The sequence below is a fragment of the Methanobrevibacter sp. genome, from assembly GCF_036307625.1.
Classification (GTDB): domain Archaea; phylum Methanobacteriota; class Methanobacteria; order Methanobacteriales; family Methanobacteriaceae; genus Methanocatella.
Genome location: NZ_JAXJXF010000113.1, coordinates 1 through 14,520 on the forward strand (window position 1 = coordinate 1; position 14,520 = coordinate 14,520).

Below are 14,520 nucleotides of genomic sequence, written 5' to 3' on the forward strand. Positions count from 1 at the left end.
AAAAAAAAATAATCTAAAAATAAAAAATCGGTAAAAGAAATAAAATAAAAAGGATTGTTAAGTTTTGAGTAGTTTTAGACATTCAAAATTACTTCATCATATATAAATATACCTATTATATTATATACTAATCTAATTTTTTATGGATAACGGAAATAATTCTTGTTAAACTTCTATGCATTTTTATTCCATATTGTTCAACAATCTCAAAACCGACTTCATCAGCCATAGGTTTCAAATCCACGTAATGAGGACTTGCCATACAGAGATATGCGTCATCTTGCATATTATCATAAATTGATTTAAAAAATTCCCTGAAAATATCGTCCCCATCAATATCGCCAGTAGTAGTGGAAATTCCATAAGGAGGATCGGTGACGACAGCAGCTACCTTTTCATACATTTTAAGTTCACGAACATCAAGATTGAATGTTCTATAATCTTTAATCCCATAATGTTCCAAATTAATGGCTGCACCATTCTTCATTTTCCAATAGATATCCGAGCCGACTACCTTACAACCGATAATTCCGGCTTCAATCAAAATACCTCCTGTTCCGCAAAATGGATCAAGTAGCAATTGACCTTCAGTAACTCTAGATAAATTTACCATACATCTGGCTAATTTTGGACTCATAGATCCAGGATAAAAGAATGGTCTTTTATGAGGTTTGGTATTTTCAAAATGTTTTTTATTTAATTTGATTTTTTCAATGGCAACATATACAATACTTCCAAATGCCACGACTCTCACTAAGGATTTTGGTTTTTTCAGATTAACTTTAATATCATTACAATTTTCCAAAATTAACGAACCGACTTTTCGTTCTGTGGCTACAGTATCTATTTCAGAATGAAATCTTTTTACTCTCACTGCAAAAGTTTCATCAATATATTCCGACCAGTCAATTGATGAGACATCATCATCCAATTGGTCAATGGAGGATGTTGAAATAATCTCATGAACTTCATGTGTATAGCCCAATCTTTTTGTTAAAATTTCATAATAACTATCGATTTTATCATTTGAAATATTTTTTAAAATAACTAATCCTTCAGTAATGACACTTAAATCAGCATCAATATTTTCACAATCCATAACAGCTTTTAATTCTGCTATGGGCAATTCCGGATGTTCTTGAGATTGAATACATAGCAATTCCATTCTATTCACCAAAATAAAATTAAAAAAATTCTTACATACAATTATTTTTTGAATTTATCAAAATGCCTTCTTATAACTTTTTCACTTGATCCATCTACATCTTTTGATTTTTCTTGGACATTATCTTTTACATAATCAGTATAGTTATTTTCAGATTGATTATCTTGATAGTATTCATCCCCACCATAAGAATAATCATCCCTCACTCCATTATAATAACTTTCATTATTATATTGTCTGGAGGATTCATCAAAACCACGACGGGAACCATTAAAACCATCAACATACTGCCTAGAAGGCTCCTCAAAACCAACACCAGACTCATTAAAATTATCCCTATACTGTCTAGAAGGCTCCTCAAAACCAACACCAGACTCATTAAAATTATCCCTATACTGTCTAGAAGGCTCTTCAAAACCACGACTGGAACCATTAAAACCATCAACATACTGCCTAGGAGACTCTTCAAAACCACGACTGGAATCATTAAAACCATCAACATACTGTTTGGAAGACTCATCAAATCCACGATTGGAATTATAAAATTTATCTTCATAAGATTCATATTCATATTTTTTAGGAGAATTTTCTTCATAACCTAAATCATTAGGATAATATTCATAGTTTCTTCTAGGAACCCTATCTTTTTCATGACCAATAGGAGTGATAGGTTCAAATTCATCATAATAATCATTTCTTTCATGATATTTTTTACTATTTTGAAAATTCCTTCCAAAGGAATTATTCTCATGAAAATAAGATTTAGGTTCGTTATAAGTTCTATAATTAACCACATTAGAAAAAATTACATCTTCAATTTCAGAAGGATTAGAAATTGCAGACAACTCCATTTGATTATTATCATATGCACTGAACAAATAAATAGAACCTACATTAAATACTTTTTCTAAAATACTTTGGGAAGTATTAATATCCTGAATAGATCCATAAGGCATATAATTTTTCTTAGTAGATAATACTCCAGATTTAACAATAATCCTACTTTGAGTTATAATATATTCTTTGGAATACCATCCTATAAGTTGCCAGATTATATAAATTATAATAAAAAGAATGACTACAAAAAATGCTATTGCAGCATATCTTGTTAAAGCAAGATTAATTTGAGATATCAAATATACTTGCATATTGCCAATGAATTGAATGGCTCTTGGCGCAACAATTATAACAATAGCTAATATAACAATACCAAAAATAGCTTTTTTACAACCAAAAAGCATATTTGGTTTTGTTTGATAAAGAATTTTTTCATTTCGCACATCATCATTTTTATCAAATAACATAATTTATATTATTGAATTTTATTTTAAATAAAGTTTTACAAAAAAGGGATGAAGTGGCACAAAATTTTTAATTTATTATGTGATTTCATGATTTTTTATATTTTTCGTATTTTAGTTCTTTTTTCTAGTTATTTACACTATTAATGCTACCACTAGATTATAAATTCCAAAAATAGAGAGTATATCCAATAATAATAACTCATAGAAAATATATAATGATTTTAGATTTAATCTAAAAATCATTTAATTATATTAAGTTTGAACTGCTTTTCAACACAAAAATCAGTTGAAATTAATTGTATTTACCATGGACCTCATCAGGCTCTGATTGTCACACTGAACTAAAAGGTATTGTTTATCATTACCTGCAATAGCCATATCATGATATTCAATATCGCCATAGGAGTTTCCATTTCCAAAGTGTATAACTGTAGCGTTATTTACCTCTTTAATAGTTACAGATGAATCATTTTTGGCCATATCCTCATAATATTTAATCAATTCATTCTTTGCGTTATTTTTTGTTTGAAAATATACAACATTAATTTTCTTATCATCATCCCGGTAAGATTTTGATAATGTTATATTGTCAGTAGCATTGCTATCTGTTTTTTCAAAGTTTATATCTTTCGGAACATCCATTTTGAAATATGAATCAAAATCACATTCTTTTAAATCACCATTATCACTAGCAAATCCTGCATTTACAGTTAATAGCATAGCTATTGCTATTATCCCCATGCATAGAATACTATTTCTATCAAATTTCATAATAACACCCAGACATATTTTATTAAAAAAGATATTTAAATATTATTCAAGTAATTTTGATTGTTTCCAATGAAAAAACCACTATAAACATAGTCTAATTTATATTATACCCTTTTAAAAGTAAGAATGAAATTATTATAAAACTCAATACATATAAATAAAGATTTCAATCATTATCTTATAAAATTAAACAAAAAAAAGCAAAATAATATTAAAAAAAAATAGTTGATTTCAAGTCACCTAATCAAAGATTAAAAAAAATAAGCCTCAGCTCGCCCATCATTCATCACATATCAGAGCTCATAGGGTTCATCATTGGCTTATTATAATATTAAAATTAACCGAACATTACACCGGCTTCGGTTTTGAACAATTCGTCTTCTTTAGATTTACTCATTACTTTATCAATAGCATCCATAAAGTCTGCTACAGTAATTTTATCACGTTTTTCACGAATTGCAAACATTCCTGCTTCAGTACATACTGCTTTTAAATCAGCACCTGAAAGCTCATCGGTTAAATCAGCGAGAATATCAATGTCCGCTTCTTCATCCAATGCCATGTTTTTAGTATGAATTTTAAGGATTTCTTTTCTTCCTTCAATATTTGGAAGAGGCACTTCAATAAACCTGTCAAAACGACCAGGACGTAATAATGCAGGATCCAAGATATCTGGCCTATTGGTAGCTCCAATAATTCCAATATCTCCCCTGGATTCAAATCCATCAAGTTCTGCAAGCAATTGCATTAAAGTACGTTGAACTTCACGATCCCCACTGGTGGAACTTTTAAGCCTTTTAGCAGCAACAGCATCCAATTCATCAATGAAAATGATTGCCGGAGCTTTTTCCTTAGCTAATTCAAATACTTCACGAACGAGTCTTGCACCTTCTCCAATGTATTTTTTAACGAATTCAGAAGCTACAATTTTAATGAAAGTAGCATTAGTCTCATTAGCCACAGCTTTTGCAAGTAAAGTTTTACCTGTTCCAGGAGGTCCATATAACAATATTCCTTTAGGTGGTTCAATACCAACTTTTTCAAATAATTCCGGTTCTGTCAATGGCAATTCAACAGTTTCTTTAACTTCAATAATTTGTTCTTCCAAACCACCAATTTTATCATAAGTAATGTCTGGTTTTGTTTCAATTTCCATTCCTGAAACATTGGCATCTTTTTCAGACGGTAAGACTTCAACAATACCAAAAGTTTGTTGATTCAAAGCCACTCTTGAACCAGGCACTAATAATTTTTCATCTAAGAATTTTGAATAATTAACAAGGAAACTAGGTCCAGTACTACTTTTAACAGTCATTCTGTGATCGTCTAAAACCTCAGTTATAGTTGCTAACACTAAAGGTGGAGATCTAAATCTATCCACTTCAGAACGTAAAGATTTTGTTTCTCTTTCTAATCTAATTTTTTCATTTTCAATTAGGACTTTATCCTTTTCTAATTTCCTAACTTTCCACATTAAGTTGCTTTTTGCTTTGGATTTTTCTTCTCTTAAATTATTAACTTCATCTTGTAGAGATTCCACTTTTTCAATTAATTGTTCTTTTGAAGAATTTTCCAAATCGTCAAAATTTTCCATGTGAATCATCTCCAGTTAGTTTTAAATTTATATTTCATTGTTACTTTAATAACAATTAGTAACTTTAAATATTTAAATGTATTCATTTGAACTGATACTAACAATTATTATATATGGTATTGACAATATATTTTATAATAACCAAATAAAGGAAAACTGATTAATATGGAATGCGAAATATGCGGTAAAGAAGTACCAGAACATAACCCAATTAGAGCAAAAATTGAAGGATCAGTTATGGTAGTATGTAAAGAGTGCTCAAAACTTGGTAAAATCCAAAAAGCACCGCCTAAACCAAAATTTAGAAAACAAGACAAAACAAAAAGGCCTAAAACAACCAGAAATAAAAATTATTCTAGACAAGACGAACCCACAGAAGAACTAATAGAGGATTTCGACCTTGAAATTAGAAAAGCGAGAGAATCCAAAGATTGGTCAAGAGAGGTTTTAGGTAAAAAAATCAATGAAAGAGTTTCAGTCATTACAAGAATTGAAACAGGAAAAATGACACCTGATGTGAAACTTACAAAAAAATTAGAAAAAGCATTGAATATAAAATTGTTAGAAAAAGTAAATAATGTTGATTTGAATCAATTTGTAAACACTTCTTCAGGTGAAAGAACCTTAGGAAATGTAATGAAAATTAAAAGGAAATAGCTATTTTTTAAGATAGCTATTTAATTTCTCATTTTTTATATGTCTTTTATTACCTTTAATGGAATAATCAATCATCCCCTCATTTTTAGCTCTGTGAGAGTGATAACCTTGAAAGACACTTGCACTATCTAAAGACTCCTGTAATTTTTCATATCCTTCATATTCATCACTGACAACAACAACATGTGCTGGAGGATGAATCTTTTTTATTTGCATAATACTTAAAGTAGTGTCCTCTTTTACAAAAAATGCAGTTGCTACTTTAGATTTTGTTCTGAGTTTAGAATTAAGAATACTTTCAACTAAAGAATCAGCAAAATTTGCATCAATTACTTTAGGCTTTGATATTAAATTCAAATTACCATGCCTTTCCATATCCGCAATTGCATTAAGTACTTTGGAATTATTCTCTCCTCTAACTAAAATTAATGCCATAATAACCCCTAATAAAAAAAAATAATTAAGGTGAAAAATCACCTATTTTGGAAAGATTTTAACAATCTACTTCTGAAAACCACCAATAAAATCAAGATAATACCTACAACTGTTTGAATACTTCCTAAAATATTCAAAATATTGCCATCAATAGGTAAATCCCAAGATGGAGAAGACCTATCTCCAGGAAGTGCATTATAGTAAACACCTACAGCTTTAGAACCTTGTTTAACATTTAAATCCTTAGGTTCAACATGATCAACACCCATCAAAAGACCATTGTTGATAGCTTTATTGATGGAACCTGCGATAGCGGATGCATCATATCCATTTTTAGCAACAGAAGATTCTACAATTTCGGCAGTAGTAGCAGCCAAACCTGGCCTATCACTTCCATAAACAGAAACACTTACTGCATTCGATTTAACCGTTAATGCATCACCTAAAGCCTGATATGCATAGATTGTTTTTAATTGACCCCCACAAACAGGACATCTCGAATAAGCCTCAGCAGCAGGATAACCTAAAGCCCATTCACAATCCTGACAGGCCTTAGAATACTCTTCATTCATCGGATAACCCGTTTGGTTCATTTCATGAGGAGTAAACATGTCTTCTGTAGAAATACCTGAAACGAGGTTTACTCCACCCCCACCGTATTTTTCACCAGAATCATTAGCTACTTCACCCATAGCTTCAGATAAAATAGTGGTAGCTGGATAACCATCACGAATCATTTTTCCAATGTTCATTGCAGTTTCTTTACGTACAGAATCTGCAGTACCATACATTGGATTTCCATTGGTATTTCTCAAGTGAATAATAGCTCCTTTTTGACCCGGTTGCAAAGTAGCAACACCACTACTGTAAGGAGTTACTTTAATATCATTACTTGCATCATCAACAGTAATTACATAAGCATCAAATGAACCTCCAACAGCAGCACCGATAGTTGGACCACCAGCAACAAGACGAGCTCCATTATACTGAGATGCAATTGAAGCAGCTGACGCTGCAGAAGCATTATTGTTTAAATTAGCAACAGCATCAATAACAGAATCCAACCTGGTATCAGAACTACCAGTACCCCCTGACAGTACCGCAAAATGATTATTCTTTGACATTAAAAATGTTGACTGGAACATGTTTTCTGCAAAAGACATACTCCCAGCTGCAGCACCATTTGGGTCTTTACCTGTAGGGTCTGTAATAACAATAATATTACAAGTAGCCGCTACACTGCTCATGGTCATCAAGAATATTATTAAAAATGCTATTGATATTTTATACTTATTCAACTTTTCCACCTGCAGTATTAGTTGTTTTATTATCAATTTTTACAGAAGAAAAATCTTCTATGACAGTTACAGTAACAACACCTGTGTTTTTATCTACTTGAACATCAGCAGCAGTAATAGGTTCTACAGATGTACCTGGAACCGTTGACCGTGTTGCAAATTCTTGTGCCGTCTGAATAGCATCTTGCAGTGAAACTTCCCTTATAGAAGTTTTTAAAACATCACCATAAATAACACTACCATCTCTTAATCCAGATTGCATTACATTACTTCTAATGGTATCCACTGGAACAATATCATTTCCTTTAATAATAATCCCAGAAATAGGTATACCATCGTTGACATCAGCAGAAGATGCAAATGCAACATAAGTGATTAAACGACCACACAAAATTAAAATAAAAGCCAATAATAGAATTATTAATGTGTCTCTTCTAATCTTTATAAACATGTTTATATCCTCTTTTTTACGAATATTCTATTATAAGAATAAAACTATTCATTTATTATATTAATTGAATATAATATTTAAATTTATATTATGTCCTTCAAAAGTGATTCAGCAGGATCCATTCCTTGAGCACCAATTAATAAAATTATATCATTTTTATCCGCTTTTTCATATGTTTCACTCAAACATTCATTTAGATTATCATAATGAATAAAATCAACATTATTTTCATTTAAAGTATCGAAAAATACCTTTTTCTCTTCCGGTTCAACAAAGTTTAAATCATTGACAACATCATTGCTTGAAGAAAGAATCAATTCTATATTATCATCCATTGACTCTACAATAGCTTCAACATTTAATTGATTAATTTCAACACCTCTTGAACCCCTAATGGAACATACAACATATAATGTTTGGTTTTCAGGAAGCAGTTTAATTGTTTCAGAAATTGTTGCTTTAATTCCATCAGGATTATGTGCAAAATCATCATAAATCAAAGGTTGGTCATTTAACTTAGCAAAACGTCTGTTTAATGCTTTGTATGATTTGACACCCTCAATGATATTTTCTTTATCAAGACCTAATGAAATACATGCTCCGATAGCAGACAATATATTTTGAATGAAATGATTGCCTGTGAAAGGTAAGTCCTGTCTTTTTAAAAATACATCACTCTGATAAACAATCTCATTTCCATTATAATAAACTGAATTTAACTTATCCAACTCAGACATTGAAGTATAAAACGGATTTTTGGCATCCAACTTCATAACCAAATCATCATCATGATTCAATACACAAATTCCATCGCCAATGGCATTAGGAACAGTGGAAATCTCATCAAAAACATCATCTATTGAGTTTACAAGTCCAATGTGGTCCATTGCAATATTTGTTATTACACCTACTTCCGGATTAAGGGCTTCACACATCAAAGCGGCATGATTTTTCATTAATTTTCCAAGCCATCCCTGAACTTCGGATACTTCAATCACCAGATAATCCAATTCCCCATTAGTATTTACTTCATCTACAATCAATTTAGAAACCATCGGATCGATTAATGTATTGAATTCAGATTCACTGTCAGTGTTAGTAAATACATTAAATCCGGCAGTTTTTAGAATATGATAAATTAAATGTGATGTGGTGGATTTACCGTTTGTCCCAGTAATTACAATATTTGTTGAATTTGGAGAAAACTTTTCCACAGTATATGAAAGTGCAAATGCATTGGCTAATTCAATACTATCTGTAATAATCAGAGGAAAATTTAATTTTTCAGCCATTTCAATTGCACCGTCTTTCGGATTTTGAGTTATTAAACATGCTATATTTTTATTGAAAGCCATTTCAATACCAATATCATTAATCCAATGACGTATAACAATATCTCCAGTATGTGAATCATTTAAAAATGTAAAATTTCCAGTGAATCCATCAATAGAGAAAAATTCATCATTTCCCACAAGTTTTCCATTGACCGCATCAACAACCTCTTGAATTTCCATAAAATATCACCCCAAAAAAAAGAAAAAAAATTAGAATATGTACATCTTGGCGAGAATGCCTATTATACATAATAAAGCTGTACATCCCCAATAAGTTAATATGATTTTTACTTCAGACATTCCATAATGATTTAATGTGTGATGTAGTGGTTCTACCGGTAATTTAATAATATGTGCTCTGTGTAATAAACTAACAATCACTGAAATAATAGGAACTCCCAATGCTAAAACTCCAAAATATGGAATATCACAAACTAATACTGCTGCAGCATAACCTGTTCCCAATACAAAAGAACCAGTGTCTCCCATAAATATTGATGCAGGATACTTGTTGAACACCAAAAATCCTAAACATAAAGCAGCCAATATTAAAAATGGAGGCAAAATAGTCATTGGTCCAAATAGATATCCATATGCACAACAGGCAATAGATGCAATACCTACAATACCCGCTGCAAGACCATCCATACCATCAATCAGATTAACAGAATTAATAGAACCTAACACAGCAATAATGACTATAGGAATAGCAAAAATGCCCAATTCAAATCCTCCCAATGTAGTTATAACACCAGTCAAACCCAAAAACAATCCCAGTACAATCTGACAGATAATTTTTTCCAATTCTTCAGGTTCGGTTTTGATTGGAACTTCACCCACAACCTTAACTTTACCTTCTTCAAGCAAATTATCCACTTCAGCTTTTGCTTTAGGAGTAGCAACACGCACTTCCTCTCCAGGTTCAACATCCAATCTTCCTAAAGCAATAACCTCATCAGAAATATTTACAACGATTTTTTGAATTTCTTTAACTTTAAGACCAATTAAATCATCAACCATACCGACAATTCCACCTGCAAGCATGATGAATGAAACAATTAAAATAGGAGTATTTTGATAATACAAGGAAATAATTAAAGAAATTGTAAATAAGAATGCAATACCCCCCATTGTTGGAGTACCACTCTTATGCCTATGTTCACTAACTATAGGATTGTCTGCAATCCTTGCTTTAAGCAATATCCTCTTAACGTACCATGTAAAAAATATTGTAGCACATAATGTTATTAAAAAAAGAATTAACATATCTGTATTATTCATCTTACCACACAATAAATCTTTTAAACTAATAAAATATCTATTGATAATAGTATATAATTATAACTTATAACACAGATTAAGTTAATTTATCAACTAAGTTTTCCAGCTCTTCTTTTGAATCAGCCTTGGCAGTTACCCTTTGATAACCTTCAGGACCATGTACAACAAAATCATTATCCTCAAATGATTTAACAGGTTCTTTAGGAGACGATCCTTCATAATTGCCAATTGGAATTTCGGTTGAATAGTTATACTCGAGTTTATCCAAAACATTCGCAATTGAAAACTCGCCAATAGCCATGTTAACCAATTCACATAAAGAATTGACACCGCAAGTCGCAGTAGTTAAATATCTGGTGCCGTTAGGCCTGGTATTTACCTCAATTGCATATAATTGATTTTTTTCTTTGGAGAACATAAAGTCCATTTCAAAAATACCATCAGAATTTAAGTTTTTAGCTATTTTATAAGCAGTGTGCTGAACTAGATTATTGTCTAAACCTTCAACCATGCAAGGGCCGGTTTTAACCTTATTTAATGGATGAATTCCCTCCAAAGTAGTTTCACCCTTATAAATTGGAGGCAATGCAACAAATTCACCATTGAATCCCAAAACTTCAATGGAAATTTCAGAACCTTCGACAAATTCTTCACACAAGGCCTGATCAAATTCTTCAAAATAATCTTTAACATCTTCAATGGATTTTGCTACTTTAATATCCTTTCCACCCTGACCTTCACCCTGTTTTAAAACAACAGGAAACTCCAAATTAAGTTCATCAGGAGCATTTAATATTTGATAATCTGGAGTTGCAACTCCTATATCTCCATAAAACTCTTTTGTTTTAATTTTATTAGAAGTCAATTCGACAGCTTTAACGCCTGCTGCAACAACTGGAATACCATGTTCATTTTCAACTTCCTCTTTCATATAAGCAACATCAAGTAATGGAGGGTCAATTCCTATTAACGGAACAATAGCATCTACATTTTGCATCAGCGCAATATTTTTTGGCCCATCCATACCTCTAGGAACAATGAAAACCTGGTCAGGCAAATCCAAATTAATTGCATTTTCATTAGACTCTGTAAGTACACTTTCTATTCCTTTACTTCTAACATACCAATCAAGGTCATCATATAATCTTGAACCGATAAATAATAATTTCATAATATAATCCCTTTCAATACATCAATAAATTTATAAGCGGCATTCTCAACATTTTCAGTCAGATTTTCAGAATAATCCAAGGATTTGGGCTCAATTCCAACAAAAATTATTCTAAAATCATTATCCTTTTCCAAGTATCTCACAAAGAAAGATAAAGACATGGAATGAGTTGAAATACCAATGTTTGCAAAATCATATTTATTTACAATTTTCATATCACCAGGCTGTCCGTCCATCAAACATGCATCAACAATGATTATATGGCTCGGATTTTCTTTTCTGAGTTTGCCTGTGAAATTTTCAGGAACTGTTTCAGCATTAATAAACAACAATTTCTTTTTATCTTCAATATTTTCTTCTTTTAATTTTTTTATAATGAATGGACCTACTCCATCATCACATTTAAGCTCATTACCAACGCCTAAAACAATTAGTTTCTCACAATCTGCAAGAAAATCTTCAAGTTGAGATTCAAAAGACATTTTTTCACCTTTACACATATTCCGTTTTTATACTTTCAATCCCATTTCCCATACTATATTTTAATTTAACATTTATAAATTCATTGCTATTTACTATTTTCTCATCCAATGGGATTAATAAAGGAGGATTCAACATAGGCGTTGGACCGCAAATTATATCATCATTAAGAATGGTATATGTTGTAATTTTTAATCCATTAATCACACCTTCCCTTTTAGGTTTAATGGTGATTATCCCTTCAAAATTTGGATCAATATCCTCTAAAAAATCAAATCCAGAATAAATCTCTGCATCGGAAAATACCTCGTATGATGCATCTTCCTCATCCCAATGGAAATGATGCCTCTGCATATGAACCAATTCCACAGTATTGATAATCCCCTTTGGAATTATCTTGCCTGTTTTTTTTAAGAACTTTTTAGCAAAGTTTAATACTGGAACCTGTTCCTCATCAATTAAAGCTGTATCCATCATTTCACAAACAATCAAATCTGCTTTTTTGGTAAATTCGTAGTTAAATACATCTTCATTAACAACTTTAATATTTTCAAAGTCGGACAAATTTTCCTTTGCACAGCTTGCAGCTTTAAATTCTGATTCCAATGCAATAACTTCTTCAAACTTAAAACTCAAAAAATAAGATAAGATTCCGCTCCCACAGCCCAAATCATAAGCTAAAGACTTTTCAGAATCATATTCTAAAATTGCATTATAAAAACTAGCTAATCTTTCAGAATCTTTCAATAAATCAAAATGATAGGGAGTCGTTTTGAATTTCATGAAAAAAATAATAAAATTTAGTGATGGTGGTGACTATGTTCATGACTATGGCCAGGTTCACTAAATTCTTCTCCATTTGCAGTACTTGTAAGTTTTACGTGTTCTACACCTTTAAGTCGCATAATTCTTTCAGTCAAATCACGAATCTCTGCAATATCCCCATTAACTACTACAATTTCCATACAATATTTATCAGTCATGTGAATATGCATGCTTGTGTTAATCTCATTTCTGAAACTGTGTTGAATTTCTGCAAGATTTTCCATTACTCCAGTATAATGGTGGTCATAGATAATTGTTACAATACCAATTCTTTGACCTTCCATTGAATTCATCCACTGGTATCTTACAATATAATCCTGAAGTGCATCACGAATCCCTTTAGAACGGGACTGATATCCCCTTTCCTTTAATACTTCATCGAAATCTGCAAGTAATTTTTTAGGTAACGACATACTTATTCTCATCATAAAAAAACACATCGAAATATTAAATTATATACTAAAATATATTCTGTTTAAGTTATTTAAATATTATGATTAAAATGAAAAATAATATTACTTCATTAATATGAAATATAAAAAAAATATTACTCTACTAGCAGATAGTACTCGCCGTCGCCCTTAGTTATGTGTTTTAACAATCCTTTATTCTGTAAAGATAAAATAATGTGATACATTCTAAAATTAGACAATTTTAAATCACCATACAAAAGATGTCCTTCTAAAGTGTATTTGGAGATAAGATTTTTTTCATCAACTAACTCTTGAATTAATTTGTATGACTCTTTCTCTTTCATGTTCAATTCCAATTCTTCAACATCCTTTTTAGAGTTAACCGTGTTAATCTCCTTTTCATATTCAGACAAGGAAACCTTGTTATCTTTAAAAACAACCAATTGTTTTTCTTCCAATTCAGATAGGATTTGAACCAAATCATATTCATGGAATCCCAAATCTTCCCGTATGATATCTAATGGAACACCTTCAGGATATTCCATATCAAATATCTTGATTTGATTTAAAACAACTTCTTCGTTTTTTGTAATAGTAATCATATAATCAGTACATTAATTAATTAATAAATATTATATCAAAGCTATTATTAATAGTTATGTCAATAGCCTATGCAAATCTATGATAATTGCAATTCGTTTTCCAATGCTTTGGCTTCCTGTTTATCTTTTTCAGCAATTTCTTCTGGAGTTAAATCAGACGGTCTTGTGAAAAATAAATCAATATCATTAACAACCTGACAAATTGACATATGCACCAATTCTTTTAAAGCCAAGCTTTTTTGAACTCTATTTAATGAATCATCCCCATAAATTCTATCATAATCTCTTTGATAGTCTTCACGTATTTTTTCAGGGTCCAAATCCACTTCAAGCTTGTCTTTATCATATTCTTCAGTTAGAATCAAAAAATTAATTAGCTCTTCCTTTTCATCTGCAAAATCATTTTCGGGTTCATCGATTACATCATGGAAATACTTATTGACAGACTGGAAAACATCCCTTGACACATTACCATTTATGATATTATCCAAAAACAAGGAAAATGTTTCTGAAATAAAATATTTTCCATTTTCTTTTTTTGTCTGGAAAACCAATTCATTTTCGACATTAGCAACATATTGAATTAAAACAATTTCATTTCCTTTTTCAAATGATTTTATATTGAATTTAGCATTTTTAAGCTTATAATCTGAATTAATTTTTAAAGCATTTTCAACATTTTCAATATCTTCTTTTGAAATTTCCATATACTTTTCAGCCATAACTATCAACCTAATTA

The 14,520-nt window shown here is 30.8% G+C and carries 16 protein-coding genes; 1 reads left to right on the forward strand and 15 read right to left on the reverse strand.

Features of this window, described 5'->3' with window-relative positions:
- Nucleotides 1–127: 127 nt before the first annotated feature.
- The 4 genes from UIB65_RS07220 to UIB65_RS07235 all read right to left on the reverse strand — a co-directional run bounded on the left by UIB65_RS07220 (nucleotide 128) and on the right by UIB65_RS07235 (nucleotide 4,816).
- Nucleotides 128–1,165 carry a TIGR01177 family methyltransferase gene (locus UIB65_RS07220; protein ID WP_330040584.1) on the reverse strand — a complete coding sequence of 346 codons (1,038 nt, stop codon included), beginning with the start codon at nucleotides 1,163–1,165 and terminating at the stop codon, nucleotides 128–130.
- A gap of 41 nt (nucleotides 1,166–1,206) precedes the next feature.
- A complete protein-coding gene (locus tag UIB65_RS07225) occupies nucleotides 1,207–2,469 on the reverse strand; it encodes a PH domain-containing protein (RefSeq protein ID WP_330040586.1) in 1,263 nt (420 codons plus the stop codon).
- Nucleotides 2,470–2,751: 282 nt separating this feature from the next.
- Nucleotides 2,752–3,240 carry a hypothetical protein gene (locus tag UIB65_RS07230; protein WP_330040588.1) on the reverse strand — a complete coding sequence of 163 codons (489 nt, stop codon included), beginning with the start codon at nucleotides 3,238–3,240 and terminating at the stop codon, nucleotides 2,752–2,754.
- Between the two features lie 337 nt (nucleotides 3,241–3,577).
- Nucleotides 3,578–4,816 carry a proteasome-activating nucleotidase gene (locus UIB65_RS07235; protein WP_330040652.1) on the reverse strand — a complete coding sequence of 413 codons (1,239 nt, stop codon included), beginning with the start codon at nucleotides 4,814–4,816 and terminating at the stop codon, nucleotides 3,578–3,580.
- A 183-nt stretch (nucleotides 4,817–4,999) separates the two neighbouring features.
- Between UIB65_RS07235 and UIB65_RS07240 the strand changes: the two genes are divergently transcribed.
- Entirely contained in the window at nucleotides 5,000–5,491 is a 492-nt protein-coding gene (locus tag UIB65_RS07240; protein ID WP_330040590.1) for a multiprotein bridging factor aMBF1, read from the forward strand.
- Here UIB65_RS07240 and UIB65_RS07245 read toward each other — a convergent pair whose 3' ends face one another.
- From UIB65_RS07245 to UIB65_RS07295, 11 genes are all read right to left on the reverse strand, one after another.
- Entirely contained in the window at nucleotides 5,492–5,926 is a 435-nt protein-coding gene (locus UIB65_RS07245) for a DUF356 domain-containing protein (protein WP_330040592.1), read from the reverse strand. It lies immediately after the preceding gene.
- A gap of 38 nt (nucleotides 5,927–5,964) precedes the next feature.
- Nucleotides 5,965–7,182 carry a hypothetical protein gene (locus UIB65_RS07250; RefSeq protein WP_330040654.1) on the reverse strand — a complete coding sequence of 406 codons (1,218 nt, stop codon included), beginning with the start codon at nucleotides 7,180–7,182 and terminating at the stop codon, nucleotides 5,965–5,967.
- A gap of 34 nt (nucleotides 7,183–7,216) precedes the next feature.
- Nucleotides 7,217–7,675 carry a hypothetical protein gene (locus UIB65_RS07255; protein WP_330040594.1) on the reverse strand — a complete coding sequence of 153 codons (459 nt, stop codon included), beginning with the start codon at nucleotides 7,673–7,675 and terminating at the stop codon, nucleotides 7,217–7,219.
- Between the two features lie 83 nt (nucleotides 7,676–7,758).
- On the reverse strand, nucleotides 7,759–9,189 hold the full coding sequence (locus tag UIB65_RS07260) for a Mur ligase family protein (protein WP_330040596.1): 1,431 nt from the start codon (nucleotides 9,187–9,189) through the stop codon (nucleotides 7,759–7,761).
- A 30-nt stretch (nucleotides 9,190–9,219) separates the two neighbouring features.
- Nucleotides 9,220–10,302 (reverse strand): phospho-N-acetylmuramoyl-pentapeptide-transferase, encoded by a 1,083-nt coding sequence (locus tag UIB65_RS07265; RefSeq protein WP_330040598.1) that lies wholly within the window; start codon nucleotides 10,300–10,302, stop codon nucleotides 9,220–9,222.
- A 64-nt stretch (nucleotides 10,303–10,366) separates the two neighbouring features.
- Nucleotides 10,367–11,461 carry an ATP-grasp domain-containing protein gene (locus tag UIB65_RS07270; RefSeq protein ID WP_330040600.1) on the reverse strand — a complete coding sequence of 365 codons (1,095 nt, stop codon included), beginning with the start codon at nucleotides 11,459–11,461 and terminating at the stop codon, nucleotides 10,367–10,369.
- Nucleotides 11,458–11,943: a hydrogenase maturation peptidase HycI gene (gene hycI / locus UIB65_RS07275; protein ID WP_330040601.1), complete on the reverse strand. Its 486-nt coding sequence runs from the start codon at nucleotides 11,941–11,943 to the stop codon at nucleotides 11,458–11,460. The genes UIB65_RS07270 and hycI overlap by 4 nt, the downstream gene beginning before the upstream one ends.
- 10 nt (nucleotides 11,944–11,953) lie before the next feature.
- Complete coding sequence (locus UIB65_RS07280) at nucleotides 11,954–12,688, reverse strand: methyltransferase domain-containing protein (protein WP_330040602.1); 735 nt, start codon at nucleotides 12,686–12,688, stop codon at nucleotides 11,954–11,956.
- 53 nt (nucleotides 12,689–12,741) lie between these two features.
- The gene (nikR, locus tag UIB65_RS07285) at nucleotides 12,742–13,194 is read right to left on the reverse strand and encodes a nickel-responsive transcriptional regulator NikR (RefSeq protein ID WP_330040603.1); all 453 of its coding nucleotides are present in this window, start codon (nucleotides 13,192–13,194) and stop codon (nucleotides 12,742–12,744) included.
- Between the two features lie 119 nt (nucleotides 13,195–13,313).
- Complete coding sequence (locus UIB65_RS07290; RefSeq protein ID WP_330040604.1) at nucleotides 13,314–13,781, reverse strand: hypothetical protein; 468 nt, start codon at nucleotides 13,779–13,781, stop codon at nucleotides 13,314–13,316.
- 77 nt (nucleotides 13,782–13,858) lie between these two features.
- The gene (locus tag UIB65_RS07295; RefSeq protein WP_330040606.1) at nucleotides 13,859–14,503 is read right to left on the reverse strand and encodes a hypothetical protein; all 645 of its coding nucleotides are present in this window, start codon (nucleotides 14,501–14,503) and stop codon (nucleotides 13,859–13,861) included.
- Between the last annotated feature and the right edge of the window lie 17 nt (nucleotides 14,504–14,520).